At 64.3% G+C, this 25544-nt stretch carries 31 protein-coding genes; 5 read left to right on the top strand and 26 right to left on the bottom strand.

Annotated elements, in window-relative coordinates; translation table 11 throughout:
• Positions 1-153: 153 nt before the first annotated feature.
• The 9 genes from EI171_RS27405 to EI171_RS27445 form a co-directional block, all read right to left on the bottom strand.
• Complete coding sequence (locus tag EI171_RS27405; protein ID WP_161535187.1) at positions 154-1428, bottom strand: TCR/Tet family MFS transporter; 1275 nt, start codon at positions 1426-1428, stop codon at positions 154-156.
• A complete protein-coding gene (gene der, locus EI171_RS27410; protein WP_028171059.1) occupies positions 1425-2807 on the bottom strand; it encodes a ribosome biogenesis GTPase Der in 1383 nt (460 codons plus the stop codon). The genes EI171_RS27405 and der overlap by 4 nt, the downstream gene beginning before the upstream one ends.
• Before the next feature lie 49 nt (positions 2808-2856).
• Complete coding sequence (locus EI171_RS27415; protein ID WP_028171058.1) at positions 2857-3408, bottom strand: hypothetical protein; 552 nt, start codon at positions 3406-3408, stop codon at positions 2857-2859.
• Positions 3409-3438: 30 nt separating this feature from the next.
• On the bottom strand, positions 3439-4092 hold the full coding sequence (locus tag EI171_RS27420; protein WP_011086826.1) for a tetratricopeptide repeat protein: 654 nt from the start codon (positions 4090-4092) through the stop codon (positions 3439-3441).
• Positions 4093-4261: 169 nt separating this feature from the next.
• Positions 4262-5854 (bottom strand): class I adenylate-forming enzyme family protein, encoded by a 1593-nt coding sequence (locus EI171_RS27425; RefSeq protein WP_161535188.1) that lies wholly within the window; start codon positions 5852-5854, stop codon positions 4262-4264.
• A 12-nt stretch (positions 5855-5866) separates the two neighbouring features.
• Entirely contained in the window at positions 5867-6688 is an 822-nt protein-coding gene (gene panB, locus EI171_RS27430) for a 3-methyl-2-oxobutanoate hydroxymethyltransferase (protein WP_028171056.1), read from the bottom strand.
• A 3-nt stretch (positions 6689-6691) separates the two neighbouring features.
• The gene (locus EI171_RS27435) at positions 6692-7276 is read right to left on the bottom strand and encodes an NnrU family protein (protein ID WP_028171055.1); all 585 of its coding nucleotides are present in this window, start codon (positions 7274-7276) and stop codon (positions 6692-6694) included.
• 69 nt (positions 7277-7345) lie between these two features.
• Positions 7346-7924 carry a hypothetical protein gene (locus tag EI171_RS27440; protein WP_028171054.1) on the bottom strand — a complete coding sequence of 193 codons (579 nt, stop codon included), beginning with the start codon at positions 7922-7924 and terminating at the stop codon, positions 7346-7348.
• A 106-nt stretch (positions 7925-8030) separates the two neighbouring features.
• Positions 8031-9653 carry a peptide chain release factor 3 gene (locus EI171_RS27445; RefSeq protein WP_011086821.1) on the bottom strand — a complete coding sequence of 541 codons (1623 nt, stop codon included), beginning with the start codon at positions 9651-9653 and terminating at the stop codon, positions 8031-8033.
• A 158-nt stretch (positions 9654-9811) separates the two neighbouring features.
• Here EI171_RS27445 and sugE point away from each other — a divergent pair, with 158 nt between their 5' ends.
• The gene (gene sugE / locus EI171_RS27450; RefSeq protein WP_161535189.1) at positions 9812-10126 is read left to right on the top strand and encodes a quaternary ammonium compound efflux SMR transporter SugE; all 315 of its coding nucleotides are present in this window, start codon (positions 9812-9814) and stop codon (positions 10124-10126) included.
• Here the strand turns inward: sugE and EI171_RS27455 are convergent.
• The 7 genes from EI171_RS27455 to EI171_RS27485 form a co-directional block, all read right to left on the bottom strand.
• The gene (locus tag EI171_RS27455; protein WP_011086819.1) at positions 10119-11126 is read right to left on the bottom strand and encodes an inorganic phosphate transporter; all 1008 of its coding nucleotides are present in this window, start codon (positions 11124-11126) and stop codon (positions 10119-10121) included. The two genes, sugE and EI171_RS27455, sit on opposite strands and share 8 nt — an antisense overlap.
• A gap of 99 nt (positions 11127-11225) precedes the next feature.
• A complete protein-coding gene (locus EI171_RS27460) occupies positions 11226-11870 on the bottom strand; it encodes a DUF47 domain-containing protein (protein WP_011086818.1) in 645 nt (214 codons plus the stop codon).
• Positions 11871-12026: 156 nt separating this feature from the next.
• Complete coding sequence (locus EI171_RS27465) at positions 12027-12995, bottom strand: branched-chain amino acid ABC transporter permease (protein WP_011086817.1); 969 nt, start codon at positions 12993-12995, stop codon at positions 12027-12029.
• A gap of 1 nt (position 12996) precedes the next feature.
• Positions 12997-13866 (bottom strand): branched-chain amino acid ABC transporter permease, encoded by an 870-nt coding sequence (locus tag EI171_RS27470; RefSeq protein ID WP_011086816.1) that lies wholly within the window; start codon positions 13864-13866, stop codon positions 12997-12999.
• Positions 13867-13940: 74 nt separating this feature from the next.
• Positions 13941-15164 carry an ABC transporter substrate-binding protein gene (locus EI171_RS27475; RefSeq protein ID WP_011086815.1) on the bottom strand — a complete coding sequence of 408 codons (1224 nt, stop codon included), beginning with the start codon at positions 15162-15164 and terminating at the stop codon, positions 13941-13943.
• 90 nt (positions 15165-15254) lie between these two features.
• Positions 15255-16001 carry an ABC transporter ATP-binding protein gene (locus EI171_RS27480; RefSeq protein ID WP_060911715.1) on the bottom strand — a complete coding sequence of 249 codons (747 nt, stop codon included), beginning with the start codon at positions 15999-16001 and terminating at the stop codon, positions 15255-15257.
• Entirely contained in the window at positions 15994-16749 is a 756-nt protein-coding gene (locus EI171_RS27485) for an ABC transporter ATP-binding protein (protein ID WP_011086813.1), read from the bottom strand. The genes EI171_RS27480 and EI171_RS27485 overlap by 8 nt, the downstream gene beginning before the upstream one ends.
• A 310-nt stretch (positions 16750-17059) precedes the next feature.
• Here EI171_RS27485 and EI171_RS27490 point away from each other — a divergent pair, with 310 nt between their 5' ends.
• Positions 17060-17740, top strand: a complete 681-nt coding sequence (locus tag EI171_RS27490) for a hypothetical protein (RefSeq protein WP_161535190.1) — start codon at positions 17060-17062, stop codon at positions 17738-17740.
• Between the two features lie 24 nt (positions 17741-17764).
• Here the strand turns inward: EI171_RS27490 and EI171_RS27495 are convergent, their stop codons facing one another.
• Positions 17765-18118 (bottom strand): ArsC family reductase, encoded by a 354-nt coding sequence (locus EI171_RS27495; protein ID WP_060911712.1) that lies wholly within the window; start codon positions 18116-18118, stop codon positions 17765-17767.
• Between the two features lie 107 nt (positions 18119-18225).
• Between EI171_RS27495 and EI171_RS27500 the strand changes: the two genes are divergently transcribed.
• From EI171_RS27500 to EI171_RS27510, 3 genes are all read left to right on the top strand, one after another.
• Positions 18226-18597: a tRNA-binding protein gene (locus tag EI171_RS27500; protein ID WP_011086810.1), complete on the top strand. Its 372-nt coding sequence runs from the start codon at positions 18226-18228 to the stop codon at positions 18595-18597.
• A 217-nt stretch (positions 18598-18814) separates the two neighbouring features.
• The gene (locus tag EI171_RS27505; RefSeq protein WP_028171048.1) at positions 18815-19447 is read left to right on the top strand and encodes a TetR/AcrR family transcriptional regulator; all 633 of its coding nucleotides are present in this window, start codon (positions 18815-18817) and stop codon (positions 19445-19447) included.
• Positions 19448-19450: 3 nt separating this feature from the next.
• On the top strand, positions 19451-20233 hold the full coding sequence (locus tag EI171_RS27510) for a sulfite exporter TauE/SafE family protein (RefSeq protein ID WP_161535191.1): 783 nt from the start codon (positions 19451-19453) through the stop codon (positions 20231-20233).
• Positions 20234-20235: 2 nt separating this feature from the next.
• On the opposite strand, the gene EI171_RS27515 is transcribed toward EI171_RS27510, so the two are convergent.
• The 9 genes from EI171_RS27515 to EI171_RS27550 all read right to left on the bottom strand — a co-directional run bounded on the left by EI171_RS27515 (position 20236) and on the right by EI171_RS27550 (position 25479).
• A complete protein-coding gene (locus EI171_RS27515) occupies positions 20236-20940 on the bottom strand; it encodes a glutathione S-transferase family protein (protein ID WP_161535192.1) in 705 nt (234 codons plus the stop codon).
• A 105-nt stretch (positions 20941-21045) separates the two neighbouring features.
• A complete protein-coding gene (locus tag EI171_RS44975) occupies positions 21046-21189 on the bottom strand; it encodes a hypothetical protein (RefSeq protein WP_165448151.1) in 144 nt (47 codons plus the stop codon).
• 117 nt (positions 21190-21306) lie between these two features.
• On the bottom strand, positions 21307-21972 hold the full coding sequence (locus EI171_RS27520; protein ID WP_161535193.1) for a DUF429 domain-containing protein: 666 nt from the start codon (positions 21970-21972) through the stop codon (positions 21307-21309).
• A 27-nt stretch (positions 21973-21999) separates the two neighbouring features.
• A complete protein-coding gene (locus EI171_RS27525; protein WP_161535194.1) occupies positions 22000-22347 on the bottom strand; it encodes a carboxymuconolactone decarboxylase family protein in 348 nt (115 codons plus the stop codon).
• A gap of 3 nt (positions 22348-22350) precedes the next feature.
• A complete protein-coding gene (locus tag EI171_RS27530) occupies positions 22351-22872 on the bottom strand; it encodes an RNA polymerase sigma factor (RefSeq protein ID WP_161535195.1) in 522 nt (173 codons plus the stop codon).
• Positions 22869-23078 (bottom strand): DUF2892 domain-containing protein, encoded by a 210-nt coding sequence (locus EI171_RS27535; protein WP_028171042.1) that lies wholly within the window; start codon positions 23076-23078, stop codon positions 22869-22871. Before EI171_RS27535 ends, EI171_RS27530 begins: the two co-directional genes overlap by 4 nt.
• A gap of 97 nt (positions 23079-23175) precedes the next feature.
• Positions 23176-24360, bottom strand: a complete 1185-nt coding sequence (locus tag EI171_RS27540) for a serine hydrolase (RefSeq protein WP_202633023.1) — start codon at positions 24358-24360, stop codon at positions 23176-23178.
• A gap of 74 nt (positions 24361-24434) precedes the next feature.
• Positions 24435-25127: a GNAT family N-acetyltransferase gene (locus EI171_RS27545; RefSeq protein ID WP_161535196.1), complete on the bottom strand. Its 693-nt coding sequence runs from the start codon at positions 25125-25127 to the stop codon at positions 24435-24437.
• Positions 25128-25131: 4 nt separating this feature from the next.
• Positions 25132-25479, bottom strand: coding sequence for a Lin0512 family protein (locus EI171_RS27550; protein ID WP_028171039.1), 348 nt, complete (start codon positions 25477-25479; stop codon positions 25132-25134).
• Between the last annotated feature and the right edge of the window lie 65 nt (positions 25480-25544).

Genomic DNA, 25544 nt, shown 5'->3' on the forward strand with positions numbered 1-25544 from the left:
TCGGCGGCCCCGGCCTTCAATTGCAAAAAGAACGAATCAACAGATTTATTGAATATGCTAAGTATCGCCGCCGAAAGGCTCCATGTACGCACGTCTGGCGAGAATCCGACGAATCGGAATCTCTGTTGCGAATTGGCGACAGTCGCAACCGTCCTATTCGCGGCCACCAGTCTGCCGGGCGGATGCGACTGTCGCCAGCGTCCGCATCGCGATGGCCACGCATACCACCATCAGCGCGCCCGCGAGGAGGAATGGCGCGCCGGGCAATTGCCAGGGCGCGCTGGTGCCGATGAAGTATGAAAACGTCAGCGTGAACAGGAACGGCCCGACGAGCTGCGACACGCTCTGCACGCTCGCGGTTGCGCCCTGCAGCTGCCCCTGTTGATCGGGTGCGACCAGCCGCGTCATCAGCGATTGCATCGCGGCACCCGAGATGCCCCACAGCGACATCACGGGAATGCCGATCCAGAACAGCGGTCCGGTCGGCGCTGCGCCAAAGATCACGAACCCGACCGCACCACAGCACAGGCCCAGCAACAGTGTGTTCCGCTCGCCGAGCGCACGCACGATCGGGCCGATGGCGAGCCCCTGCACCACCATGGCGCAGATACCGACCATCGCGAGCGTCAGCCCGACCGTCTTGGAATCCCACCCGTAGCGATAGGTCGCATAGAGCACGAAGGTCGATGGCAGCACGACATGCGCGACCTGCGCGATGAAGTTGACGACCGACAGCGCAGCGAGCATCGCGTTGGAACGCAGCAGACGCAGCGCCCCGACCGGATTGGCGCTGGTCCAGCGGAACGGCGCGCGCTTGTCGGGCGCCAGCGATTCCGGCAGGACCAGGAGCCCATAGAGCGCATTGGCGAAGCTCAAAGCCGCCGACGCCCAGAACGGCAGGCGCGGATCGATGTCGCCGAGCAGGCCGCCGAGCGCGGGGCCCAGGATGAAGCCGGCGCCGAAGGCCGCGCCAATCCTGCCGAAGATCGCCGCGCGCCGCTCCGGCGGCGTAATGTCGGCAATATAGGCAAACGCCGTCGAGATGCTGGCCGAGGTGATGCCGGAGATCACGCGCCCAATGAAAAGCCACACCAGCGACGGCGCCAGCGCCATCAGCACGTAGTCGGCGGCGAGCCCGAAATTCGACAGCAGCACCACCGGCCGCCGCCCGAAACGATCCGACAGCGCGCCCAGCACCGGCGAGAACACGAACTGCATCAACGCCCAGGCGGTGCCGAACAGGCCGAAGATGCGGGCCGCGTGTGCGGTGTCGTTGTCGACGAAGCTCTCGATGAGCTTTGGCAGGATCGGCATGATCACGCCGAGCGCGAGCATGTCGAGCAGGATGGTGACGAAGATGAAGGCGACCGCCCCGCGCCGGACCGGCGCAGCGCCCCGCGCCATCGCCTCGCCGGCATCGTTGCTCACGACGGCCGCTTGCGCTTATGGGCGAAGGGGTTGGCCTTCTCGCGCAAGGTGATGCGCACGGGCGTGCCCGGCAGATCGAAAGCCTCGCGCATGGAATTGGTCAGGTAGCGCAAGTACGACTGCGGCACCGCGTCGGCACGCGAGCAGAACAGCACGAAGCTCGGCGGCCGCGCCTTGGTCTGCGTGATGTAGTTCAGCTTCAGCCTGCGGCCGGACACGGCCGGCGGCGGATTGGCCTGGACCGCCTGCTCGAACCAGCGATTGAGCGCTGACGTCGACACGCGTCTGTTCCAGACCGCGTAGGCGTCCTGGATCGCCTGCATCAGGCGATCGATGCCCTCGCCCATCAGGCCTGATACCGCGACGATCGGCACGCCCTTGACCTGCGGCAGCCAGTGGTCGGCGTCGCGGCGCAGGCCCGAGATCGCGCCGCCGCCCTTGGTCTCCATCAGGTCCCATTTGTTGGCGGCGAGCACGAGCGCGCGGCCCTCGCGCTCGACCAGATCGGCAATGCGCAGATCCTGCTCCTCGAAGCGGTTCTGCGTATCCATCATCAGCACGACGACTTCAGCAAAGCGCACCGCGCGCAGCGCGTCGGCGACCGAGAGCTTTTCGAGCTTCTCCTCGATGCGCGAGCGACGCCGCAGGCCGGCGGTGTCGAACACGCGAAAATCCCGGCCCTTCCAGTTGATCTCGACCGCGATGGAGTCGCGCGTGGTGCCGGCCTCCGGGCTCGTCAGCAGGCGCTCTTCGCCGAGCAAATGGTTGATCAGCGTCGACTTGCCGGCATTCGGCCGGCCGACGATGGCGACCCGGATCGGGCGCGTCGCGGCCTCTTCCTCGGAGAGCGGTGCGTCGTCCTCGTCCTCATCCTCCTCGACGGGCTCCGGCATCAGCTTGGCGAGGGCGTCATAAAGCTCGCCCATCCCCTCGCCGTGCTCGGCCGAGATCTGGATGGGATCGCCAAGACCAAGCGCAAAGGCTTCCATCGCGCCGGCATCGCCATGCTTGCCTTCGCTCTTGTTGGCGACCAGCAGCACCGGCTTGTTGGCCCTGCGGGCGAAGTCGGCGAAGGCGCGGTCGGTCGGCGTCAGGCCGATGCGGGCATCGACGACGAAGAACAGCGCGTCGGCCTGCGCGATCGCGGCCTCGGTCTGCTCCTGCATCCGCGCGGTCAGCGAGCCCTTGGCGCCCTCGTCGAGGCCGGCGGTGTCGATGATGGTGAATTCGAGGTCGCCGAGCCTGGCCTCACCCTCGCGGCGGTCGCGGGTGACACCCGGCAGGTCATCGACGAGCGCGAGCTTTTGCCCAACCAGGCGGTTGAACAGCGTCGATTTGCCGACATTGGGCCGGCCGATAATGGCAATCGTGAAGGACATCGGTCATTCGTGCGCTGCGAAGGCCGCGCCTGTCAATGCAATGGAATTATTAGCGCGAGAAGCTGCCGCTCGGCAGCGGCGCCGGGAAGCCGCCCTGCGACTGCTGCTGCGTGGTCTGGGTCGGTTGGGCCTGCTGGACGGGCTGATCGGGCGGCGGCGCGGTGGTGCGCTTGCGTACGATCTTCTGCTTGGGCTGCGGAGCGGCCGCGGGCGGCGCGGCCTCCGGCTGGGCCTCGCCATCGACTTCGCCGGCAGGCGCATCGGCGGGCGCGGCCGCGCTGGCAGCCGGCTGTCTGGTCTTTTTCGCCTTCGCACCCTTCGCCGGCTTGGCCGGCTCAGGCGGCGGCTCCGTGGGCAAAGCCGCAACGGCAGGCGCATTCGGATCGGGCTGCTGCTGTGCGCCCTTGTACATGTCCTTCGGCACACCCTGCTCGAGGCCCGGCACGCCCTCCGGGAAGACCGGCTTGCGGTCGCCTGGCAGCTTCTTCTTGGTGTCGAGGAAATCGAGCATGTCGCTCGGATCGAAGCTGGAGCAGCCGCCCAGCACGCCCGTGAAGGCGATCAGGACGGCGGCTGCGATCAAGCGTGGCGTGCGGCGCATATCGGTGTCTCGTCTCAGCTCTCGGGACCGTCAGCTTTTGGCGACGGGCGGCAGCAGGGCCTGGAGCGCCTCGGCGCGCGAGCGCAGGCCCGGCGGCGTTTCGCCGTCCTCTGCGATCGCGTCGAGCCATTTGCGGGCTGCGGTCGTGTCGTTGTTGCGCCAGGCCGACAGCGCCAGCAACTCGCGGGCGCTGTGGCGGAAGGTCGATTTGGGTGTGGCGGAAGCCTCCAGCCGCTGCTGCATGTCGGCGTAGCTGGCGCTGTCGACCAGCAGGCCGGCGGCGCGGATCTTCGCCAGATCCTGCCACTCGCCGCCGACGCCGCGGTCGGCGGCAATGTCGTCGTACATCTTGGCAGCGGCCTTGGGATCGCGGCTAGCGGCCTCGGCCGCAGCACGCAGCCGCGCCAGAGTGCGATAGCCCGACGGAGCCTTGGCGGCGAGCTCGGTGAAGGCCGTCTCGGCCTCCGCATGCTTGTCCTGCTCGGACAGCTCGACGGCCTTCTCGAAGGCGGCGCCGGCCTCGGCGGCCTTCTTGGCCTCCAGATACTGGTAGCCGCGCCAGCCGCCCACAGCGGCCACGATGAGCACCATCAGGGCGATGAAGTAGATCGAATATTTTTCCCACAGCTTCTTGAGCTGTTCGCGACGTACTTCCTCGTCGACTTCGTCAAATAATTCAGACACTTATGCTAATCCCATGCCCGTCCGGGTGCGCGCGCCACAGCGTTCGCGTCAGGAATCCCGTCCCCCGCGTGGCGGCGAGGTAGCCTAACGATATGGCGGTGGCAAGGCAAAGCGAGCCCGATCAAGGCGTTAACCACCCGGGAGAGCCCGGAAGAAGCCCCTGCCCGGCTCAGGTTCCCAAGTGCTCCCGCAACTGCCGCTTCAGCACCTTGCCATTGGCGTTGCGCGGCAGCGGCTCGGTGGTGATCGCCATGGTTTCGGGGACCTTGTAGTCGGACAGCCGCTCCGCGCACCAGGCCCGCAAGACGTCGCCGGCGACCGGGGTGCGGGTCACCACGACAGCATGGACGCGCTCACCGAGCACCGGGCAGGCCCTGGCAATGATCGCGCTCTCGATCACCGCGGGGTGGCCCGCCAGCACGGACTCGACCTCCGCGGAATAGATCTTCAACCCGCCGCGATTGATCATGTCCTTCTGGCGGTCGAAGACGCGGACAAAACCGTCCGCATCGACTGACCCCAGATCGCCCGAGTGCCAGAACCCACCGGTGAAGCTCTCGGTCGTGGCTTTCGGGTTGTTCCAGTAACCCTTGATGACTGAGGCGCTCTGAATCCAGAGCTCCCCGATCTCGCCATGGGGCAGCTCGCGCCCATCGGGTCCCATCGCGACGATGCGCGCGCCGGGACACGGCAGGCCCACGCTGTCGATATGGCTCGCCGTCAGCTCGCCCGGCATGATCGTCGAGGGCGATGTCGTCTCGGTCGCGCCGTAGCAGTTCATCAGCTTCAGGCCGGGAATCGTCGCCTTGAGCTTCTCGATGGTCGCGACCGGCATCGGCGCGCCGCCAAAGCCACCGATGCGCCAGCTCGACAGATCGTAGCTGTCGAAATCGGGCTGGAGCAGGCAGAGATTGTACATTGCCGAAACCATCACCGTGTACGTGACGCGCTCGCGCGCGGCGAGCTTGAGATAATCGGCGGCCTTGAACTCCGGCATGATGATCAACGCGCCACTGCTGCGGATCATGGTCGTGATGTTGGCGACGACACCAGTGACGTGACCGAGCGGCACGGCCGCGATCGAACGGTCCGCTTCCGTCAATTGCAGGCAGGACGCAAACACCATCGAGGAATGGACGATGTTGCAATGGGCCAGCATCGCGCCCTTTGGCTTGCCCGTCGTGCCCGAGGTGTAGAGGATCATCGCCGTGTCCTCTTCGCTCACGTCGACGGGCGCGGCGGCCGCGGCGTTGTCTGCGAGCACCGCGAAGCGCGACGCATGCGGGTCGTCGTCGACGGCAACGCGGTGGATCACATCAGGCACATCCCGCGCATCCGGCAGCCGCCCGGCGAGCCCTGCCTCGTGGATCAGGATCTTGGCGCCGCAATCGGTGAGCACATAGGCAATCTCCGGCTTCTGCTGACGCGTGCTGAGCAGAACCGTGACCAGCCCCTCATGCGCGGCGGCAAACAGCAGCAGCGGAAATTCGATGCGGTTGCCCAGCAGGATGGCCACGCGATCACCGCGCTTGAGGCCGAGCTTGCGAAAGCCCTCGGCGATCCGGGCGGCCCGGTCGACGACCTGGCGCCAGCTCAGCCGGACATGACCGCAGATCAGGGCCTCGCCATCGGCGTTCTGCGCAACCGCTTCCGCAATCATCGCCCAAACGCTGCCCGGCCGCTTCACAAAGGCCGGCACGACGCGGTCGCCGAAGCGCGGCTCAAGCCGCATCGACGGAAGTGCGTGCTGCGACCAGTCCATGCGCGCCCCTCGTCAGCTCTTCTTCATGTCGTAGACATGCTCCGGGCCCGGGAAGGCCCGGCTCTTCACGTCGCGCGCATAGCCCGCGATGGCTTCCTCGATCGCCGGCCCGAGATTGCCATAGCGGCGCACGAATTTCGGCGACCGCGGCGACAAGCCGAGCATATCTTCCAGCACCAAAATCTGGCCGTCGCAGGCTGCGCTCGCGCCAATGCCGATGGTAGGAACTGCGATCGATTGCGTGATCTTGCTCGCCAGCGGCTCGGCGACCGCCTCGATCACGATCGAGAAGGCCCCCGCCTCTGCGATCGCCCTGGCGTCGTTCTCGATCGGAGCCCAGTTCGCCTCCTCGCGGCCCTGCGCGCGGAACGAGCCAAGCGTGTTGATCGACTGTGGCGTCAGCCCGATATGGCCCATCACGGGAATGCCGCGCTCGGAGAGAAACGCCACCGTCTCCGCCATCCGCGCGCCGCCCTCGAGCTTGACCGCGCCGCACAGCGTCTCCTTCATGATCCGCACCGCCGACTGGAAGGCCTGCTCCTTCGAGCCTTCGTAGGAGCCGAACGGCATGTCGACGACGACGAGCGCCTGGCTGGAGCCGCGCATCACCGCGCAGCCCTGCAGGATCATCATCTCAAGCGTCACGGGCACCGTGGTCTCGAAGCCATGCATGACATTGCCAAGGGAATCGCCAACCAGGATCGCATCGCAGTGCCTGTCGACCAGCGCGGCGGTGTGCGCGTGATAGGAGGTCAGCATCACGATCGGCTCGCCATTCTTGCGAATGCGGAGGTCGGGCGCGGTCTTGCGCCTGATGGCGGATTGGACGGACATTTGTCAGACCCCTACGACAGGAACTCCGATCACGACAGGATGGAATGCAAACGCCAGCGCCAGATACGCAACGACGCCGACCGCGACCGCGATCAGGTCGTTGGTGGCGCCGCCCACCGGAATCGGCGGACCGCCACTGTCGGAGCGATGCTTCAACGAAATGCGGTCAAACACCGCCCAGCCCAGGAACGAGCCGAACAGGATGATGGAACCGAGATCGCCATTGGCGAGGAGATGCGCGGCCGCCCACAGCTTGATGCCGGCCAGCATCGGATGTTTCAGCGTCGCGTAGATGCGGCCGCGCAGGTATGACGCGACAACCAGGATGACCGCGGGCAGCATCAGCGCGAGCGTGATGTGCTTCATCGCCTTCGGCGGATACCAGACGTCGATCCAGCCGGTCGCACGGTAATGACCAAAGCCCCAGATGATCAGCGCGAGCCCCGCGAGTGAGACGAGCGCATAAAGGATCTTGTAGGTCCCCTCGCCCAGCCTCGCGATGGCCTGCGCGCGCGCCTCGCGTTTCGTTGTGAAGACATGGGCCGCGAAAAACAGCACCAGCCCCAGGATCATGACTAGCAGACCCACGACATCCTCCCCTCAACCAGCGCCCGCCTCTGGCGTAGCATCGATTGGCGGTCGGTCGCAACCGATGCGCTACTTGCCGAGCTGCCGATTGTCGACGTAGCGGATCGCGATCGGCCGCCCTGCCAGGGCGCCGCCGAGACCGCTGGTGAATTTCAGCGGCAAGCAGGCCTTCAGCGAAGCATCGATGGCGTTCAGATAGGTCGTGCGGGTGTCGGCCGGGACGCCCGCGGTGGCGTATGTGAGGCGTGGCGGACCGATCAGGCCGCCCGCCTTGTTGAAGCTGAAGCGCACCGACATCTGCATGCCGGCCCGCGCGTTGTCCGCTGGCGGCGACCAGCAAGTGCGCAATTCGGCGAAGAGGTCGCCGATCGTATCGAGATCGTGATCCGGCTTCCGGTATTTGGCGCGGTCGGATTCGGACGGCACGCTGACGATCGTGAGCTGGAGATTCTGGCCGTAAGGATAGTCGATCTCGGGAATGCAGGGCCCGGGCTCGAGCGGGCTGCAATAGGACGGCGTGCAGGGCCGGTTGTCGAGCACGCTGCACGGTTCATGCGCAAACGGGATGGGATTGATCTGGCGCCGCTGCGCGTCGGCGGCCACCGTCGATATCGCCAGCAGTATAAGAAGGAGAATGCCGCGCCACATGGTATGCGAGCTCACAATGCCACTGTGGACGAAAGGTGGCATTGGTCGCGAAAGCGTCAAGTGCGCGCGCGTTCACATGCTCGCGTTTAGGCGGCCTTGGCGCGCGTTATCCCTTCTTCTTGACGTCCTTGACGTTGGTGAACTCGATGCCCTCGGCGCGTTCCCTGGTGTAGCCGAGATAGAACTCGTTCCTCGCCAGATAGACGGGATCACCATCGACGTCGTCGGCGATACTCGAGGTGTTGGCGGCGATGAAAGTGTCGAGCTTCTTGCGATCGTCTGAAGAAACCCAGCGCGCAAGCTGGAACTCGCTGACCTCGAACTCGACCGGAAGGGAATATTCCGCCTCCAGCCGTGCCTTCAGCACGTCGAGCTGGAGCGCGCCGACCACGCCGACCAGCGCCGGTGCACCGTCGCGCGGGCGGAATACCTGGACGACGCCCTCTTCCGACATCTGCTGAAGCGCTTCCTTCAGCTTCTTCGCCTTCATCGCGTCGGTGAGACGGACGCGGCGGACGATTTCCGGCGCAAAGCTCGGCACGCCGACGAAGTTGAAATCCTCGCCCTCGGTCAGCGTGTCACCGATGCGCAGCGTGCCGTGGTTGGGAATGCCGACGACGTCGCCGGCAAAGGCCTCATCCGCCACCGAACGGTCCTGCGCGAAGAAGAATTGCGGGCTCGACAGCGGCATGCTCTTGCCGGTGCGCACCAGTTTCGCCTTCATGCCGCGGCTGAGCTTGCCCGAGCACAGGCGCGCAAAGGCGATGCGGTCGCGGTGGTTCGGATCCATGTTCGCCTGGATCTTGAACACGAAGGCGCTCATGCGCGGATCGGTCGCCTCGACCTTGCGCTGGTCGCTCTCCTGCGCACGCGGCTCGGGCGCGAACTTGCCGAGGCCCTCCAGGAGGTCGCCGACGCCGAAATTGCGCAGCGCGCTGCCGAAATAGACCGGCGTCAGGTGGCCCTCGCGAAACGCCTCCAGCTCGAACGGTTTTGAAGCCTCGGTGACGAGCTCGAGCTCGTCCTTCACCGCGGAGACGTCGAGATTGGCGTTGAGCTTGGCGAGCTCCTCGATCTCGATCTGCTGCGCCGCGCCGGTCTTGGCGCCGCCGCCTTCGAGCAGGCGCACGCCGCCATTGACGACGTCATAGGTGCCGAGGAAGTCGCGGCCGCGGCCGACCGGCCAGGTCATCGGCGTGGTGTCGAGCGCCAGCGTCTTCTCGATCTCGTCCAGCAGCTCGAACACGTCGCGGCTCTCGCGGTCCATCTTGTTGATGAAGGTGATGATCGGAATGTCGCGCAGGCGACAGACCTCGAACAGTTTTCGGGTGCGCGCCTCGATGCCCTTGGCGGCGTCGATGACCATGACGGCGGAATCGACGGCCGTCAGCGTGCGATAGGTGTCTTCCGAAAAATCCTCGTGGCCCGGCGTGTCCAGCAGGTTGAACACGAGGCCCTCGAACTCGAAGGTCATCACGGACGTCACGACCGAGATACCGCGCTCGCGCTCGATCTTCATCCAGTCCGAGCGCGTGTTGCGCCGCTCGCCCTTGGCCTTGACCTGACCGGCGAGGTTGATGGCGCCGCCGAACAGCAGCAGCTTTTCGGTCAGCGTGGTCTTGCCGGCGTCGGGGTGGGAGATGATCGCAAAGGTGCGCCGCCGCGCCACTTCAGCGGCAAGCGGGGAACGGGCCGGCGATTCGGCTGTGGTGGTGGCGATGTCGGACATGGCGGGAGCGTTTGGCAGGGAAAATGGGCCGGATCAAGCCTGATTTGGTAATTGCGGAGCCCTTCGGCCAGCCCCATATCGCCGTTTGGGAGGGACGGCCCTCCTATCCACCAGCATATCAGCCGCGGGGACGACCCTGCCTTGAATGGAGGGTCGTCATGGCCTGGAGCATCCTGTTCGTCGCCGGTCTTCTCGAGATCACCTGGGCGATCGGCCTGAAATACACCGAGGGTTTCACCAGGCTTGTTCCCTCCGTCATCACGCTCGCGGCGATGGCGGGCAGCGTCATCCTGCTTGGGCTCGCGCTCAAATCGCTGCCCGTCGGGACCGCCTATGCGGTGTGGACCGGCATCGGCGCGGTCGGCACGGCGACGCTCGGGATCATCCTGTTCGGCGAGCCGGCGACCGCGCTTCGCCTGGCCAGCATCGGACTGATCGTTGCCGGTATCATCGGGCTGAAGTTCGTTACTTGACGAAAATCCTGACCGCCCACCAGGTCAGCGCGGCGACGATCGCCGAGGCCGGCATCGTGATCACCCAGGCATAGACGATCGAGCTGGCGACGTTCCAGCGCACCGCCGAGAGGCGGCGGGCGGCGCCGACGCCGACGATGGCGCCGGTGATGGTGTGGGTGGTCGAGACGGGAACCCCGAGGAAGGTCGCCATGAACAGGGTCGCGGCGCCGCCGGTTTCGGCGCAAAAGCCCTGCATCGGCGTCAGTTTCGTGATGCGCAGGCCCATGGTGCGGACGATGCGCCAGCCGCCCATCAGCGTGCCCATCGCCATCGCGGCCTGGCAGGACAGCACGACCCAGAACGGCACCGAGAATTCGCTGCCGAGATGGCCCTGTGAATAGAGCAGCACGGCGATGATGCCCATGGTCTTCTGCGCGTCATTGCCGCCATGGCCGAGCGAATAGAGCGAGGCGGAGGCGAATTGCAGGATGCGGAAGGCGCGATCCACGGCGAAGGGCGTCGATCGCACCGAGGCCCAGGAGACGATCGCAACCAGCAGCATCGCCAGCAGGAAGCCGACCAGCGGAGACAGCACGATGGCGATCACCGTCTTGGACAATCCGCTCCAGACCGCCGCCGAAATCCCGGCTTTGGCCACGCCGGCACCGAACAACCCGCCGATCAGCGCATGCGACGACGAAGACGGGATGCCGAGCGCCCAGGTCACGAGGTTCCAGACGATGGCGCCGACCAGCGCCGCGAAGATCACGTGGGCATCGACGATTGAGGGATCGATAATGCCGGTGCCTATGGTCTGGGCGACGTGCAGCCCGAACACCATGAAGGCGACGAAATTGAAGAAAGCGGCCCAGAACACCGCGAATTGCGGCCGCAGCACGCGGGTCGAGACGATGGTCGCGATCGAATTGGCAGCGTCATGCAGGCCGTTCAAGAAGTCGAACAGCAGCGCGACGGCGATCAGTCCGACCAGGACGGGAAGACCCAACGCAGCATCCACGGCGAGGCCCCTGCCTTAAAGTTTTCGCATGATCTCCGCGCAAACGCGTTCCGCGTTTGTCGCGAAGGAAAACCGCTGCACATTTTTCCGGATCATGCGCTACACTTGCTCGATGACGATGCTGTTGATCTCGTTTGCGACGTCATCGAAGCGATCGGCGACCTTTTCGAGATGGTCGTAGATCTCGACACCGACGATGAAATCCATCGCGTTGCCGTCGCGGTGCTTGAGGAACAGCTCCTTCATCCCGATGTCGTGGAGATCGTCGACCCGGCCCTCGAGCTTGGTCAGCTCTTCCGTGATGGCGGTCAGCATGGCCACGTTCTTGCCGATCTGCTGCATCAGGGGCAGCGCACGGCCGACCAGATTGGCGCATTCGATCAGAAGCCCGCCGATCTCGCGCATCGGCGGCTCGAAGGCGCGGACCTCGAACAGCATCACGGCCTTGGCGGTCTGCTGCATCTGGTCGATGGCATCGTCCATCGAGGTGATGAGGTTCTTGATGTCGCCGCGGTCGAACGGCGTGATGAAGGTGCGGCGCACCGCCGTCAGCACCTCACGGGTGATGTTGTCGGCATCGTTCTCGAACTGGTTGACGCGCTGGCAATAGACCGGCGTCTCCTCGCCCCCGTTGAGCATGCCCTGGAGCGCGATCGAGCCCTGGATCACGGTCTGGGCATGTCGGTCGAACAGGTCGAAGAACCGTTCTTCCTTGGGCAGGAAAGCGCGAAACCATCGCATCATGGGGATAGACTACCGGTTGGAAATGGCCCGGCCCGGAAGGGCCGTCACGAAACTGTCATAGACCATTTTCGGTCCGCGCGCGTGCCACCTCACGCCCGCGGTGCCGGATCATCCACCACTTTCACGAAGCGGGTAAATTGACCTTAAATCAATTACTTAGAGCGAACGCCGGAAGTAATGCGCGATTTCACCGACGACGCCGCGGCGGAAGGTGAGCACGCAGATCACGAAGATCGAGCCCTGGATCACCGTCACCCATTGGCCGAAGCTCGCCAGATATTGCTGCATGGCGATGATCACGAAGGCGCCGACCACGGGTCCGAAGATGGTCCCGAGACCCCCGACCAGCGTCATCAGCACGACTTCGCCCGACATCGACCAGTGTACGTCGGTGAGCGAGGCATTTTGCGCCACGAACACCTTCAGCGATCCGGCGAAGCCGGCCAGCGTGCCCGACAGGACGAAGGCCAGGAACTTGTACTGGTCGGTCCGGTAGCCCAGCGAGATCGCGCGCTGCTCGTTCTCGCGGATCGACTTCAACACCTCGCCGAACGGCGAGTTGATGATGCGGAAGATCAACAGGAAGCCGGCGAGGAAGCCGACCAGCACGACGTAGTACAGGACCGTCGGCTTGGAGAGATCGAGGACGCCGAACATGTGCCCCTGCGGAATGCCCTGAATGCCGTCTTCGCCATGGGTGAACGGCGCCTGGAGGTAGATGAAGTACAGGAGCTGCGACAGCGCCAGCGTGATCATCGAGAAATAGATGCCCTGGCGGCGGATCGAGATGTAGCCGGTCACGATCGAGAGCACGAAAGCACCGGCGACGCCGACGAGGATGCCGAGCTCCGGCGGCAACGCCCACACCTTCAGCGCATGCGCGCTGCAATAGCCGGCCGTGCCTAAGAACATCGCGTGGCCGAACGACAGCAGGCCGCCATAGCCGATCAGAAGGTTGAAGGCGCAGGCGAGGAGCGCGAAGCACAGCGCCTGCATCACGAAGAACGGATAGACCCCCGTGAACGGCACCGACGCCAGCAGCAGCGCCATCACCGCAAACACGATCATCTCGTCACGCATCGCGCGCGGGGTCGCCCGCAGCGTATCGTCCGTCAAGGCTGTCATATCAGGCCGCCCTTCCCGTCAATCCCGATGGCTTCACCAAGAGCACCAGCACCATCAGCACGAACACGACGGTGTTGGAGGCCTCGGGGTAGAAATACTTGGTCAGGCCCTCGATCACGCCGAGAGCGAAACCGGTGATGATCGAGCCCATGATCGATCCCATGCCGCCGATCACCACCACGGCAAACACGACGATGATGAGGTCGGCGCCCATCAGCGGCCGCACCTGGTTGATCGGCGCCGAGAGCACGCCGGCGAGCGCGGCAAGGCCGACGCCGAGACCGTAGGTCAGCGTGATCATGCGCGGCACGTTTATGCCGAAGGCGCGGACCAGCGTCGGGTTTTCGGTCGCGGCGCGGAGGTAAGCGCCGAGCCGCGTCTTCTCGATCAGGTACCAGGTCGCCAGACACACGATAAGCGAGAACACGACGACCCAGCCGCGATAGACCGGAAGGAACATGAAGCCGAGATTCATGCCGCCCTTGAGCTGGTCAGGAATGGCATAAGGCAGGCCCGACGATCCAAAATAGTTCTGGAACACGCCCTGCACGATCAGCGCAATGCCGAAGGTCAGCAGCAGGCCGTAGAGATGGTCAAGCCCGGTCAGCCATTGCAGCATGGTCCGTTCCAGGATCATGCCGAAGATGCCGACGACGATCGGAGCGACGATCAATGCCGGCCAGTAGCCGATACTGAGATAATCATTGTTCAGCAGGAAATAGGCGACGAAGGCGCCCATCATGTAGAGCGCGCCGTGGGCGAAATTGATGATGTTGAGCATGCCGAAGATCACGGCAAGCCCGAGACTGAGCAGCGCGTAGAACGAGCCGTTGATCAGTCCCACCAGTAGCTGAGCGTAAAGTGCCTGCATCGATCCCGCACCCGGTCCCTTCGGCGTTCCCCTGAAAGTCGCCCGCAGGCCTCAAAGGCCTGCGGGCCGTTATCCTACTTCTTCAACAGCGCGCACTTGCTCTCGGACAGCGGCGTGAAGGCCTGATCGCCCGGCACCGTGCCGACCAGCTTGTAGAAGTCCCACGGGCCCTTGGACTCCGAGGGCTTCTTGACCTCGAACAGATAGGCGCTGTGGATGGTGCGGCCGTTCGGCTGGATCTCGCCCTTGCCGAACAGATCGTCCTCCGTCGGCATCGACTTCATCTTCTCGACGACCTTGACGCCGTCGTGAGGATTGCCGCCGAGTGCGTCCAGCGCCTTGAGATAGTGGCGCACGCCGGCATAGACGCCGGCCTGCACCATGGTCGGCGGCGCGTTGTTCTTCATTTTCGAGGCGAAGCGCTTCGAGAACGCCCGGGTCTGGTCGTTCATGTCCCAGTAGAACGTCTCGGTGAAGTTGAGGCCCTGCGCGGTCTCCAGACCGATCGCCTTGACGTCGGTGAGGAACAGCAGGAGCGCGGCGAGCTTCTGGCCGCCCTTGACGATGCCGAACTCGGCCGCCTGCTTGATGGCGTTGGTGGTGTCGCCGCCGGCATTGGCAAGGCCGATGATCTTGGCCTTGGAGGCCTGCGCCTGGAGCAGGAAGGACGAGAAGTCCGGCGTGTTCAGCGGATGCTTCACGCCGCCGACCACCTTGCCGCCATTGGCGGTGACAACGGCCGTTGTATCGCGCTCGAGCGCCGCACCGAAGGCGTAGTCCGCGGTCAGGAAGAACCAGCTGTCGCCACCCGCCTTCACCAGCGCCTGGCCCGTGGTGTGGGCCAGCATGTACGTGTCGTAGGTCCAATGCACGGTGTTGGGTGAGCACTGCGCGTTGGTGAGGTCGGAGGTCGCCGCACCAGAGTTGATGTAGACGCCGTTCTTTTCCTTGATGACGTTGTTGACGGCGAGCGCCACACCGGAATTCGGCACGTCCACGATGACATCGATCTTGTCGACGTCGAACCACTGCCGCGCGATCGCGGTGCCGATGTCGGGCTTGTTCTGGTGATCGCCGGAGACAATGTCGATCTTCCAGCCCTTGGCGGTAAGGCCGGAATCTTCAACGGCCATCTGCGCTGCGAGCGTCGAGCCGGGGCCGCCGAGATCGGCATAGAGTCCTGACTGATCGGACAGCGCGCCGATCTTGACGGTCTTGTCCTGCGCGGACGCGACGCCGGCTGCGGCGAAGGTGAGCGCGGTGGTCAGCAGCAATGATGCAATCGACCTGGTCTTCATGCAACTTTCCTTTTTGAATTTTCTCGTTGGCAGTTCTTCTGTTTAAGCATGATCTTTTCGGAAAATCGCTTCACACCTTCCGGATCATGCCTAGACGCCGAGATAAGTGTGGAGCTTGTCCATGTTGGCGGCAAGCTCCGCATTGGAAAATCCGTCAATGATCTTGCCGTGCTCGACCACGTAGTAGCGGTCGGCAACGGTGGATGCGAACCGGAAGTTCTGCTCGACCAGGAGGATCGTAAAGCCCTCCTTCTTGAGCCGCGCAATGGTGTGGCCGATCTGCTGGATGATGACTGGCGCCAACCCTTCGGTCGGCTCGTCCAGCATCAGGAAGCTCGCACCGGTGCGCAGGATGCGCGCGATCGCCAGCATCTGCTGCTCGCCGCCGGACAACTTCGTGCCCTGGCTGTTGAGCCGCTCCTTCAGGTTCGGAAACAGGTCGAAGATCTGCTCGAGCGGCAGTCCGCCTTCGCGGACCACTGGCGGCAACAACAAATTCTCCCGCACGTCGAGGCTGGAGAATATCCCCCGCTCTTCCGGGCAGAACGCGATGCCCATGCGCGCGATCTTATCGGAGGTCGTGCGGATGATCTCCTGGTTGTTGAACTTCACCGAGCCGGTACGCTTGCCGATGATGCCCATGATCGACTTCAGCGTGGTCGTCTTGCCGGCGCCGTTACGCCCGAGCAGGGTGACAACCTCGCCCGCGTTCACGTCGAAATTGATCCCATGCAGGATGTGGGACTCGCCATACCAGGCCTCGAGGTTGCGGACCTGGAGGATGTTTCCGCCGCTCGCAGCCTTTGCCGGAGCCTCGGCGATCGCAGTGTCAGGCATGACCGGCTCCCAGATAGGCTTCCTTGACGCGTTCGTCCTTGGTGAGCTCGCTGTAATGGCCCTGCGCGAGAACCTGCCCGCGCGTCAGCACGGTGATGATGTCGGAGAGATTCGCCACGACGCTCAGATTATGCTCGACCATCAGGATGGTGTATTTCGCGGAGATGCGCTTGATCAGCGCCGCGATCTTGTCGATGTCCTCGTGGCCCATGCCGGCCATCGGCTCGTCCAGCAGCATCATCTCGGGGTCGAGCGCGAGCGTGGTTGCAATCTCGAGTGCGCGCTTGCGCCCGTAGGGCATCTCGACCGCAGGCGTATTGGCAAACTCGCTGAGGCCGACATCGTTCAACAGATCGCGTGCGCGATCGTTGAAACGGTTGAGCACGGACTTGGAGCGCCAGAAATCGAAGGAACTGCCGTGCTGGCGCTGAAGCGCGACGCGAACGTTTTCCAATGCGGTCATATGCGGAAACACCGCCGAGATCTGGAACGATCGCACCAGTCCCATGCGGGCCACGTCGGCCGGCGCCATCGCGGTGATGTCCTGTCCCTTGTACAGGATCTTCCCGGCGGACGGCCTGAGGAACTTGGTCAAAAGATTGAAGCACGTCGTCTTGCCGGCGCCGTTCGGGCCGATCAACGCGTGAATGCTCCCACGGCGGACCTTGAGCGCAACGTCGCGGACAGCGAAGAAGCCCGCGAACTCCTTGGTCAAGCCTTCCGTTTCGAGAATGAACTCATCGGCCAAACAGATTTCCCCCTGCCCGCGCGACCCGCGTGGCTGTCCTTGTTGCTTCGGCTTTCAGGAGGCCTTGGAGCCTTCCCGGAACGCCGCCTCCGGGCGCGGAATATGCCGGAGGTGACGGGGGTTAGGCAAGGCGGAAAGCTGAGCAGATCAGGTCTCCGGCTGGGATACAAATGCTCCCTTAGTCGGAGATGTTTTGATGTCACGCCTGCCCGGCCTTCCGGTTCAAGAAAGCACCGGTCGTCAAGCCGTCGTTAACGGTCTTTCGTCCCGCGCGCCAGCCTTCATAGAAAATTTTCCCGCGGCATGGATGATGCGCGGGTTTCGATCTGCCGGGAATATTGTTTTGGATTTCGCAAGCGCCGCTCCCTCCGCCGTCAAGTCGATCAGGCAGCGTGATCTCCTGAACACGTGGCTGCGACTCTATGCGCGCCAGCAGATCGCGCCGGCGATCTGGGAGTACCAGCCCGCGCGGCTCGAGGAAGAGCTGTCCGATCTCATCTATTACACGGTGGACAGCTCAACTCCGGTGCCGCGCCTCGTCATCCAGAGCGAAGGCACGCGGATATCGCGCGCTTATGGACATACCGGCAAGGGCGTGCCGCTGGATGAATATATCGGGCCGCGGCTCGTGCCCTTCGTGATGCCCATCTATTACGAATGCGTCGCGCGCGGGCTTCCGGTCTACAGCGTTGCCGACGTCGACGACATCTACGGGCGCAACGTCGCCTACGAACGCCTGCTGTTGCCGTTCCTGACCGACGGAAAGGTCTGTCACATCATCGCCTCGCTCAAGACCTTCTGCGAGGACGGCGGCTTCGAGATCAAGAATCTGATGCGCGGAAATGACGCGCCGCCGCGACCGAAGCTGCGCGCCGTGATCGATCGCGACCTCTTTCATCGCGCCCCCGGCCGTATCGCGGCCGCCGACGTCGTCGAGTTCGCGGACCAGTCCGGTCCCGCCGACGCCACCGAGATCATCGAGCTGAACTAGCCTTCAGCGCGATTTGGCGCCGACTTACTTCGCCCTGACTTCCTTGGCGTAGATGTCCGGCTTGAAGCCGACCAGCAGCTTGCCGCCGACTTCCAGCACCGGACGCTTGATCATCGATGGTTGCGCTAGCATCAACGCCAGTGCCTTCTTCTCGGTAAGACCCTCCCTGTCGGCGTCGGGCAGCTTCTTGAAGGTCGTGCCGGCACGATTGAGCAGAATCTCCCAGCCGAGCTTGTCGCTCCACTGCTTGAGCTTGTCCTTCTCGACGCCCGCCGTCTTGTAGTCGTGAAACTCATAGGCAACGCCATGGCTGTCGAGCCAGGCGCGCGCCTTCTTCATGGTGTCGCAGTTCTTGATGCCGTAGATGATGTTGGGCAAGACGTTCCTCTCGCATGCGTGATGCTTCGGCTGCGGCGTTGTACGAAACTCCGGTTCGCGCGACAATATTGCGAGCGAAGCTTACAAACTCTGTCAACGGACTCATCATGCACGTCACCCACGATCCCGCCGCGGCCCCGTCGCCGACCATCGACTTCAACAGCTTCCTCGCGGTCGATATCCGCGTCGGCACCATCGTCGATGCCAAGCCGTTCCCGGAGGCGCGCAAGCCGGCCTGGCGGCTGTGGATCGACTTCGGCCCGGCGATCGGCGTGCGCAAGAGCTCGGCGCAGATCACCGAGAACCATCCGCTCGAGACGCTGGTGGGGCAACAGGTCGCGGCCGTCGTCAATTTTCCCCCGCGCCAGATCGGGCCGGTCGTATCGGAAGTGCTGACGCTCGGATTTCCCGATGCCGACGGCAAGGTCGTGCTGGTGCAGCCGGGCAAGCCGGTGCCGAACGGCGGACGGCTGTTCTAGCGGCACACGGTCGCGAGCCGAGCCGTTGCGTCTGTCGGCGGCTCGCCATCCGTTTACGTCTCCTGTTCCCCGGCTCGGAGCCATCGAGACTTGACCAAAACCCGTCGTTGATCTAAAAATGACTGACTGATCGTTTTTTATTATACCCGCCAATAATCAAGCTGCCCTCGATGAATCGCTAAAACGATCGATCAGTCAGTTATTTGCGGAGGCTCCGATGCCGAAGATCAGCGACAAGCAGCGTGAAGGCCGGCGACGGCAGATCCTCGAGGCCGCCCTCGCCTGCTTCGCCGAGAATGGCTTTCACCAGACCGGCATGGCCGACATCGTGAAGCGGTCGGGGCTGAGCCATGGCGCGGTCTATCTCTACTTCCAGAGCAAGGACGACCTGATCGAGGCGCTCGCCGACGACCGGCACCGCCGCGAAGCCGTGCTCAACTCGGTCGCGCAGGGATCGGGTGATCCGATCGAAGGACTTCACGCGCTGGTCCGCGTCTACGCGCAATGGCTCACCGATCCCGCCGGCGAAGCGCGGCGGCGCGTCGGCATCCATGGCTGGGCCGAGGCGCTGCGTAACCGCCGCGTCCGCACCAGCGTCGTCGAGGGCATCGAGATGCCGCGCGCCCTGATCGTGGCGCTGGTCGAGCGCGCCCAGCACGACGGCCTCATCAGGCGCGACCTCGGCGCCGACGCCATCGCGCGCGTGTTGATCGCTATCTTCCAGGGCTTTGTGCTGCAAAAATGCTGGGGCGAGGACTTTGACGTCGATGCCTGCATGGCGGCTGTCGATGGCGTGATCGACGGCTTCCGCACGACGAAGCCGGACGTCAAGCGACGAACCCGGGCTTGAGCGATGTCCTGGATTTACGAACTGCTCGCAGGCATCGGCGTCGGCCTCGTCGGCGGCGTGACATCGGGCTTCATGGGCACGAGCCCGGGCGGCGGTCTCGTGATCTTCTCCGTTCTGCTGCTCGGCGCGGAGCAGCACGTCGCCCAGGGCACCTCGCTGATCACGCAGGTCCCACCGACCGGTTTCGCCGGAGTGCGCCGCTACTGGCAGAGCGGCAATCGCAGTCCGCTGCAATGGATCGTCTGGATCGGCATCGGATTTCTCGTCGGTGGCGCGGGCGGCGGCTATGCCGCGGCCGGCGTGTCCGACGCAGTGCTGCAATGGACCTACGTCGTCTACCTCGCTCTGCTGATCGCAGCCCTGCTGCTGCGCCGCGACCGCAAGGACGGAGCTGGCGAGGCCGGCGATCCTGCCGAACTGCCCTGGCTCCCGCTGTTCCTCATCGGCGCGCTGGCCGGCTTTTCCTCCGGCTTCATGGGGATCGGCGGCGGCCTGGCGATCACCGTCGGCCTTGCCGCGGGCCTGCGCGTGCCGCAGCACCAGGCGCAACTCGTCAGCCTCGTCTTCTCGGTGATCCCGACCAACATTCCAGCGGCGTGGATCTACTGGAGCAAGGGGCTCATGGTCGGCTGGCCGGCCATCATCGGCATCGTTGCCGGCCTCTGGGTCGGCACCGATCTCGGCGCACGCATGGCCAATGGGGTCAGCAAATCGGTGCTGCGCCGGGTCATGATCGCCCTCGTCTCGCTGATGGCGCTCTACATGACCTACAAGGCGCTGAGCTAGTTTCACGGCCGCTTCGGAATATTGAGCCCACGTTGCACCGCCGGACGCGCGAGTCCCCGTTCGAGCCATGCGGCAACCGATTTGAACTGGGTGAATTCGACGAGATCACCGGCGCCGTAGAAGCCGATGAGGTTGCGCACCCAGCCAAGCATCGAGATGTCGGCGATGGTGTAGTCGTCATCCATGAACCATTGCCGGCCGGCCAGATGCGTCTCCATCACGCCGAGCAGGCGCCTGGACTCGCCCACGTAGCGTTCGAGCGGCCGCTTGTCCTCGAAATCCTTGCCGGCGAATTTGTGGAAGAAACCGACCTGGCCGAACATCGGCCCGATCCCGCCCATCTGGAAATGCACCCACTGGATCGCCTGGTAGCGGCGCGCGGCATCCTGCGGCAACAGCTTGCCGGTCTTCTCCGCTAGATATTGCAGAATCGCCCCGGACTCGAACAGCGGCAGCGGCCTGCCGCCGGGACCGTTGGGATCGAGGATCGCCGGGATCTTGCCGTTCGGATTGAGCGACAGAAACTCGGGCGTCTTCTGGTCGTCCTTGCCGAAATCGACAAGATGGACCTCGTAGGGAAGCCCGATCTCCTCCAGCATGATCGACACCTTGACGCCGTTCGGCGTCGGCAACGAATAGAGCTGAAGCAGCTCCGGATGCCTTGCCGGCCAGCGTCTGGTGATGGGAAAGGCGGAGAGATCGTACATCGGGACCCCGGCATCGTTCGTGAGATTGTCGCCTAATCTAGGCGAGCGGACGAACGGCACAAGGCCGATGCAGAGGTCACACGATCTTTTCGCACTGAAGCCGGATCACAGCGGCCGCAGCAAGTGACTTGTCGCATACACGATATCGCGCTGCGCACGTTGCTCGATGAAGCGCTGCCCGGTGACGAGCAGGGCTCCGGTGAAAACGAGCGCGAGCAGCGCGGTCGCGAATTGACTGGTATCATTCATCGCACGAGCATCTCTGTAATCTCTTCGCACGGGGAACGCGGGCCGACCATCGACAGTTCCTATATCTGTCAAATAAATTGCCGCTTTATCCCGAGCGCGCCTTGGCGGCCGGTCGCCTCAATAGTTGATCTCCATTCGCAATCCGCGCGGATCGATCTCGCCATCGCCGACCGACTGCGTGCTGTCGCGCGCCGCGACCGCGCAGGCGCAGGCGTCGATGAGATCGTCACGTCCGATGCCGGTGCCGTGACGCTGCGTCAGCCATTTTCGCAAGCGTGTGAAGCCGCGTTGCTCCAGTAGCGCGATGCGTTGTTCGCGGCCCTGCGCTGATGCCTTGCTCTCGAGCAGCAGGCGGCCGGCGAGATTCCAGAAGATCAATTCCGGATGCGCCTCGCCGATCGTGGCCTGCCGTGCCGGCGTCATGATCTCGTCGACCTCCCTGATCTTGTCCCTGATGTTCCAGAGCTGCGCCGACACGCCCCTGCCCTCGCCCTCGTGCTTCCAGTAGTGCCGATTGGCTGCCGCCATGTCGGGAAATCTCCAGAGGTCGCGGCGCGCGCCGAGAAACACGGCGGGGCCGACCAGTTCGCGCGCACGCAGGTCGCATGTTCGATAGCCGCTCACGTTCAACCCAATCGGCATGTCGATCATCGCGCGCGCGTGTGGCATCGCGAGCAATCGCGTCAGCCCCGGCGAATAGTCGAAGCCGTGATCGCCGTGCTCGTCGATCCAAGCTGCGACCCAGCCGTAACGAAATCCATCGAGGCCGAGATAATTATTCACGCGGACGACCGAGCCCCCGATGCGCGTTCATCCCGTGGTTTCACCTCGATATCGCTCGAACAGGCGCTGCGCCAACAGCGCATGGCCGAGCGTGCCGCCGGCGCGGACCGCAGCGGCGATCAACGCAGCTTCCGCGACCTCCTCGCGCGTCGCACCGGCTTTCGCCGCCTGCGCCGTATGCACGTCGAGGCAATAGGCGCATTGCGTGGTGAGCGCGACCGCGAGCGAAATCAGCTCGCGATATTTCGGCGGGATCAAGCCGTCCTTGCGCTCGACGGCATGATTGAAGGCGAGGAAGGCGTTGGCCTCGACCGGCGCGAGCGCGACGAAGGCCGGGACGGATTTCAGGTCATCGGGGTTTTGATAATCGGTCATGTCTCATCTCGTCAGATATTCGCGCATCAATGCGCGGGCGCGATGTAGGCGTGCCTTGACGGTCTGCCTGGACGCGCCGAGTGCGACGGCGATTTCGTCGATGGTCATCTCCTTGACGTCGCGCATCAGCGCGACGTCGCGATAGTGCAGCGGCAGCGCCTCGAAGGCCGCGGCCACGTCGAGCCGCAAATCGGCCTCGGGCCGCGACAGCAGTGCGGCCTCCGCGTCACTCGCATCGATGGCCGGCATAAGGCCGGCCTTGCGCGCGAGCCGCAGGCATTCGCGCCGAACCACGCTGAACAGCCAGGCGGACAGCGCCAGCAGCGAGCGGATGGTGCCGACATGGCGGAACAGGATCCACAGCGCCTCCTGCGTCGCATCCTCGGCATCCGCCGAGCTGCGGCAGGTCGCGCGCGCGTAGCGGCGGATATCGGGCTGCGCCGTCGCGAGCAGCGCCGCGATCGCCTCGGGATCGCCGAGCCGCGCAGCCTCGAATAGATTGGGCGAGATCGCAGCCGCACTCACGACACGCCTCCTCGTCCGATCCCGGCCATCGCGCACATCGGGCAGTAGCCGACGAGGCCGGTCAGCGCGAAGCCTGCGCCGCCGAGCGCGACCAGCCACGCCGCAAGCCCGGACAGATACGCGAACGCGGCAATCCCGACCGCAATTCCGAGCGCCACCCGCACCGCCTGATGCACGCCACCGATGTTCTTCCTGTAAAATCCCATCACATCCTCCGACACGCGCCGAGGCGGAATGCCTCGAGGACAAGGAGGACGCGACGGGCGAAAAGGATTCGCGGAGGCCTGCAATTTTTTTTCGCGGTCAGCCTCCGACCGCCTGGTAGGCCAGGCGCTTGAACTCGAAGAAGAACGGATTCCAGAAGCCCATGTAGCGCTGGGCCATCAGGACGCCGGCGGTATTCGCCTGCGGGCAGATCCACCAATGCGTGCCGGCAAGGCCGCCCCACTGGAATTCGCCGGTGGAATTCGGCGGATCGAACGGCGTCGGCGCGAAGGTGACGGCGCCGCCGAGACCAAAACCCTTGCCGGGCATCGGCCCGAGATTGGCAAAGCGGATGGTCTGGCCTGCGGGCAGCTGGTTCGTCATCATCTGCCGCAGCGTCTCCGGCTTCAGCAGTGTATCTGACCCGGGCACCAAGGCGCGCACCAGCGCAAGCATGTCCGGCAGGGTCGAGACCAGACCGCCGCCGCCCGAGAGCCGCGGGAACGGACGGCGATAGGCCTGCGGGTAAGGCAGATTGTCGGCCCGCGTCAGGCCGGGCTTCATCGGATCGAGCACGTCGGCGCCGGTGTAGAGCGCGACCAGCCTGCCCTGCTGCGCTTCGGGCACGTAGAAGCCGGTATCGGTCATGCCGAGGGAATCGAAAATGCGCGCCTTGAGGAAGGCATCGAGGGATTTTCCGGAGACGACCTCGACGACGCGGCCGAGCACGTCGGTCGCCACCGAATATTCCCAGCCCGTTCCGGGACGATAGGACAGCGGCAGATCGACAAGCTTGTCGATCATGTCGGTCAGCGGCGTCAACGGATTAAGCACGCCCGCCTCGTTATAGCCTTTGAACAGCACCGTGCCGGGGTCGAAGATGCCGTAGCTGAGGCCGGAGGTGTGGGTCAGGAGCTGGCGGATCGTGATCGAGCCCTTCGCCGGCTCGACATCGGCAAGGCTCAAAGCGCCCTGCTTCAGCACCTTGCGATTGCCGAGCTGCGGCAAGAATTTTTCGACGACATCGTCAAGCCCGATGCGGCCCTCTTCCACCAGAAGCATGATCGCGCACGTGACGAAGATCTTGGTATTCGAAAACGCGCGGAAAATGTGGTCGGTCCGGAGCGCGGTTTTCGCTTCGCGGTCGGCAAGCCCGACGCATTGCTGGTCAACGACCTCCCGGCCGCGCAGCACCGCCCAGGACACGCCGGGAATGATCTCCTGATCGACGTAGCGCTGCATCGCCGTCCGTACGGCGGAAAAATCGGTTGTCCTGGCGTCCATGTGTTTCCCCCAATTGTGGTTGGGACGGATATAGCGTGAATTCGAAGGAAATGAAGGGCGGTCCTTGAGGGAGCCTATCCCTCCTTCATGAACGCAGTGACGTACAGGCGCCGCCGAATTCGCATGCCGTGTCGCTGGTACAGCGCGATCGCGGACGCGTTGCCGGAAAACACGTGCAGGAACGGAATCTCGCCGCGCGCCTCGATCCGGCGCGCGACCGCCGCGAGCAGCGCCTGCGCATAGCCGCGCCCGCGATAGTCCGGATGGACGCAGACGGCTGTCATTTCGACGAACCTTCCCGGCTTCATCCGCTCGCCGGTCATCGCGACCAATTCCCCGCTGACGCGGATGCCGAGGAATGTGCCGAGCTCATGCGTACGCAGTGCGAATGGACCGGGCTTCGTCAGATCCGTCAGCGCCATCATGGCGGGAACGTCGGCGGCGCTTAATTTGACGATCTCGGCGTCGCGCAGCGAACTGTCAGCGGGCGAGCCGATCATCTGCTCGCCGGTCTCGGCCAGCACCACCTTGAAACCGGCGGGCATTTCGACCGGCTCCGGCGTGAACAGCGCTGCAACCTGCGAGCCCGACAGGAGATCACGGAGCGCAGCAAAACTTGCCGCGGACATGTCGGCCATGTCGGCAAACGGCGTCATGTCCACAGGATAGCGCAGCGCTCGCGGGCCGCCCTCCGCCAGATGCTTCTGGCTCGTTGTCAGCGCGCTCCAGATCGGGCGATCCAGCAGCGCCTCATCGCTGTCGGACACCGGCCTACTCCTTGTCGAAGCTGACGATGACGGCGGCATTGGCGATGAGGATGGGGTCGTTGGCCACCTCCGTGGCCGAGGGTATCTCAAGCCCGCCCTTGACCGCAGTCACGGTCACGGTGCCGTAGGGCAGCTCCTTCGCAACGGCTTCCTTGTCCACCGCCTCGGGGTTGGGCACTCCGATCGTGACATCGACGAACATGTCGTTCGCGGTCTTGCCGATCATCCGGAAGAAACCGAGGCTCGAATGCCGGATGGCATCCGACACCGCCCGCTTCGCCGCCTTGGTGGCGTCCCTGCCGTGAACGTCGACGCCCATGCCCATCTCGGTGATACAGCGAACGCGAGTCATTTCATATTCCTGTGGCTGGTTGGGTGATTGAGAGTGTCGGGGATCAGTGGCTGCGGCACAAGTGA

This window comes from Bradyrhizobium sp. LCT2 (assembly GCF_009931255.1).
GTDB classification, from domain to species: domain Bacteria; phylum Pseudomonadota; class Alphaproteobacteria; order Rhizobiales; family Xanthobacteraceae; genus Bradyrhizobium; species Bradyrhizobium diazoefficiens.

Coding starts and splice junctions, on each gene's coding strand:
- der (WP_028171059.1), bottom strand. CDS start 2,807: ATGTCCTTCACGATTGCCATTATCGGCCGGCCCAATGTCGGCAAATCG.
- EI171_RS27415 (WP_028171058.1), bottom strand. CDS start 3,408: ATGCGCCGCACGCCACGCTTGATCGCAGCCGCCGTCCTGATCGCCTTC.
- EI171_RS27425 (WP_161535188.1), bottom strand. CDS start 5,854: ATGGACTGGTCGCAGCACGCACTTCCGTCGATGCGGCTTGAGCCGCGC.
- panB (WP_028171056.1), bottom strand. CDS start 6,688: ATGTCCGTCCAATCCGCCATCAGGCGCAAGACCGCGCCCGACCTCCGC.
- EI171_RS27440 (WP_028171054.1), bottom strand. CDS start 7,924: ATGTGGCGCGGCATTCTCCTTCTTATACTGCTGGCGATATCGACGGTG.
- EI171_RS27445 (WP_011086821.1), bottom strand. CDS start 9,653: ATGTCCGACATCGCCACCACCACAGCCGAATCGCCGGCCCGTTCCCCG.
- sugE (WP_161535189.1), top strand. CDS start 9,812: ATGGCCTGGAGCATCCTGTTCGTCGCCGGTCTTCTCGAGATCACCTGG.
- EI171_RS27460 (WP_011086818.1), bottom strand. CDS start 11,870: ATGATGCGATGGTTTCGCGCTTTCCTGCCCAAGGAAGAACGGTTCTTC.
- EI171_RS27465 (WP_011086817.1), bottom strand. CDS start 12,995: ATGACAGCCTTGACGGACGATACGCTGCGGGCGACCCCGCGCGCGATG.
- EI171_RS27470 (WP_011086816.1), bottom strand. CDS start 13,866: ATGCAGGCACTTTACGCTCAGCTACTGGTGGGACTGATCAACGGCTCG.
- EI171_RS27475 (WP_011086815.1), bottom strand. CDS start 15,164: ATGAAGACCAGGTCGATTGCATCATTGCTGCTGACCACCGCGCTCACC.
- EI171_RS27480 (WP_060911715.1), bottom strand. CDS start 16,001: ATGCCTGACACTGCGATCGCCGAGGCTCCGGCAAAGGCTGCGAGCGGC.
- EI171_RS27490 (WP_161535190.1), top strand. CDS start 17,060: ATGCGCGGGTTTCGATCTGCCGGGAATATTGTTTTGGATTTCGCAAGC.
- EI171_RS27500 (WP_011086810.1), top strand. CDS start 18,226: ATGCACGTCACCCACGATCCCGCCGCGGCCCCGTCGCCGACCATCGAC.
- EI171_RS27505 (WP_028171048.1), top strand. CDS start 18,815: ATGCCGAAGATCAGCGACAAGCAGCGTGAAGGCCGGCGACGGCAGATC.
- EI171_RS27510 (WP_161535191.1), top strand. CDS start 19,451: ATGTCCTGGATTTACGAACTGCTCGCAGGCATCGGCGTCGGCCTCGTC.
- EI171_RS27515 (WP_161535192.1), bottom strand. CDS start 20,940: ATGTACGATCTCTCCGCCTTTCCCATCACCAGACGCTGGCCGGCAAGG.
- EI171_RS44975 (WP_165448151.1), bottom strand. CDS start 21,189: ATGAATGATACCAGTCAATTCGCGACCGCGCTGCTCGCGCTCGTTTTC.
- EI171_RS27525 (WP_161535194.1), bottom strand. CDS start 22,347: ATGACCGATTATCAAAACCCCGATGACCTGAAATCCGTCCCGGCCTTC.
- EI171_RS27535 (WP_028171042.1), bottom strand. CDS start 23,078: ATGGGATTTTACAGGAAGAACATCGGTGGCGTGCATCAGGCGGTGCGG.
- EI171_RS27540 (WP_202633023.1), bottom strand. CDS start 24,360: ATGGACGCCAGGACAACCGATTTTTCCGCCGTACGGACGGCGATGCAG.
- EI171_RS27550 (WP_028171039.1), bottom strand. CDS start 25,479: ATGACTCGCGTTCGCTGTATCACCGAGATGGGCATGGGCGTCGACGTT.